The sequence below is a fragment of the Mycobacterium sp. genome (genome assembly GCF_025933915.1).
Lineage (GTDB): Bacteria > Actinomycetota > Actinomycetes > Mycobacteriales > Mycobacteriaceae > Mycobacterium.
In genome coordinates, this window is record NZ_JAICZA010000303.1 from 1 (window position 1) to 2,279 (window position 2,279).

3 protein-coding genes and 1 pseudogene are annotated in these 2,279 nt (G+C 68.8%); 3 read left to right on the plus strand and 1 reads right to left on the minus strand.

The features are described from left to right. Positions 1–216: pseudogene (locus Q0W90_RS24305) on the minus strand (MBL fold metallo-hydrolase); the annotation flags it as partial. A gap of 63 nt (positions 217–279) precedes the next feature. Here Q0W90_RS24305 and Q0W90_RS24310 point away from each other — a divergent pair. From Q0W90_RS24310 to Q0W90_RS24320, 3 genes are all read left to right on the plus strand, one after another. After that, positions 280–1,050 carry an SDR family oxidoreductase gene (locus tag Q0W90_RS24310; protein WP_297600068.1) on the plus strand — a complete coding sequence of 257 codons (771 nt, stop codon included), beginning with the start codon at positions 280–282 and terminating at the stop codon, positions 1,048–1,050. Between the two features lie 3 nt (positions 1,051–1,053). Continuing rightward, positions 1,054–1,677 carry a TetR family transcriptional regulator gene (locus tag Q0W90_RS24315; protein ID WP_297777214.1) on the plus strand — a complete coding sequence of 208 codons (624 nt, stop codon included), beginning with the start codon at positions 1,054–1,056 and terminating at the stop codon, positions 1,675–1,677. Between the two features lie 101 nt (positions 1,678–1,778). Then, positions 1,779–2,021, plus strand: coding sequence for a hypothetical protein (locus tag Q0W90_RS24320; protein WP_297600073.1), 243 nt, complete (start codon positions 1,779–1,781; stop codon positions 2,019–2,021). Positions 2,022–2,279 lie beyond the last annotated feature (258 nt).

A 2,279-nucleotide genomic window follows, 5' to 3' on the forward strand; every position in this document is an offset into this window, starting at 1 on the left:
CGTCGGGCCGGGCACGTCGGCAAAAGCCTTGCGGTGCAATGGTCCTTCGAAGACCAGCCCGCTGTTGACGATGACCCGTCCGTCGTCGGTGGCCACCGCGTAGGCGTTGGAGACGCCCGGTGACATCCAGACGCCGTCGCCTAGAGCCAGCGCGGGCGTATCCGTCGCCGCCGCCAGGTCGTCGGCTCCGGGCCGCTCCCGATGAATCCCAGCCATGACTGGCGATCCTCTACAGTTCTAGAGGTAAAGTCAATATCCTCCGCGCGGGAAGGGGCATTCATGGGGCTGCGAGGTCTGGCCGACAAGGTCGCGGTCGTCGTCGGCGGCGCCACCGGCATCGGTGCGGCGACCGCCGCCCGGCTGGCCGAGGAAGGCTGCCGGGTGGTCATCGGCGACGTCGCCGCGGACGCCGCGCACCGGACTGCCGAACGCATCGCCGCCGCCGGCGGGACGGCGACCCACGTGGCCTTCGACCTGTCGGATCCCGCATCGGTTGCCAAGCTGATCGACACCGCGGCAACGACTTTCGGGGGTGTGGACCTGCTGTTTAACGTCGGCGCCGACATGAGCACCATCCGGGCCGACACCGACGTAGTGGACATCGATTTCGACGTCTGGGACCGGGTGATGGCGGTGAACCTGCGCGGGTATGTAGCCGCGATGAAATGCGCCATCCCAAAAATGCTGGACCGCGGCGGCGGGGCGATCGTCAACATGTCCTCGGCGGCGGCCTTCCAGGGTGAGCCCGCGCGCCCGGCCTACGCCACCGCGAAGGCCGGCATCGGCGCGCTCACTCGCCACGTCGCATCGCGGTGGGGAAAGGACGACATCCGGTGCAACGCGGTCGCGCCCGGATTCACCGCGACCGAGACCATCCGCTCGGTGCCGCAGTGGCCGGAGCTGGAGGCCGGCGCGCTCAAGCGCATTCGCGGGCCCCGCGTCGGCGATCCCAGCGACATCGCCGCGCTGGTCGCCTTCCTGCTGTCCGACGAGGGCGAGTGGATCAATGGTCAGGTCGTCAACATCGACGGCGGCACCGTCCTTCGGTGACCCATGGCAGCCAGTACGAGACCCCGCAAACGCGACGGCGACGAACGCCGGCGCGCCCTGTGCGACGCGGCGATCCGGGTGCTGGCCGAGCATGGATCGCGCGGGCTGACCCACGGGCAGGTCGACCGCTACGCCGGCGTCCCCGAGGGCACCACGTCGTACTACTACCGCACCCGCGCCGCCCTGCTGCGCGGCGTCGGCAAGCGCGTGGCGGAGATCGATGTCGCCAATCTGCAGTCGGTGATCGACGAGCCGGTCGACCCGGTCTCGCCGTTCGCGCACCTGGCCCGGCTCACCATGATGCAGGCCGACGGCTCCGGGCTCATGCTGAACCGCGCGCGCCACGAGCTGTTGCTGGGCGCCGCCCGCGATCCCGACCTGGCCGAAACGTCGCAGGTTTTCGTCGCCCGGATCAACACGATGGCCCGCGACGCCATCGCCCACCTGCAGCCCGACACCCGCCACCCCGAGCTGCTGGCCGCGCAAACCACCGCCGTCACGACGTTCATCGCCGGCATCTTCACCCGGTTGGCCGCCGGTGACCGCTCCGTCGGCAACGCCGAGCAACTCACCCGCCTGCTGGAGGCGGTGGCCACTGCCGTGGCGCTCGCGGCTCAGCGAAGTTGAGCGTCGCGGCAAAAGTCCCGCGCGGCCGCCGCACGACACCTACCGTTGGGGCTGGTTCGCGTCTCCACGGTAGGAGCGCCGCACGAGAATTGGACAACGAGATGAAGCGATCGATTGGTTCATTTTTGGGCGCCGGCGTGCTGGCGTTTGCGGGGTTGTTGACGATCGGTGCGGGCGCCAGCAGCGCCGAGACGATTCAGACCGAGGGCAGCTACCCGACGCGGGAGGCGTGTCAGGATGCCGGCCCGGGCGTGAAGGCGACGACGCCGGGAAACTGGAACAACTTCTGGTGCGTTCCCGATCGTGCGGCGGCCGGCAACTGGCGGTTGGTGCTGAGCAACTGACTCGACGCGGCCTGAGCGTGTCATTGGCCCTCCCGCGCTGCCCGGACGAGATTACGGATACGGAAAGCGTATATCGAAATCCCTTGCGCCACTGTGGTTTCACAGGGTAACAATGCGGGGTTTTCTGTCGGTGGGCCCCGATAGTTTGGCGGTGTGAGTTCAACCGGTCTGCCCGATGTCGACGCGGTGTTCGACGCGCTCGATGCCGAGGTGGACCGTGCCTGCGCGCTGGTGCTCGACGCACTGAACGTCCAGCAG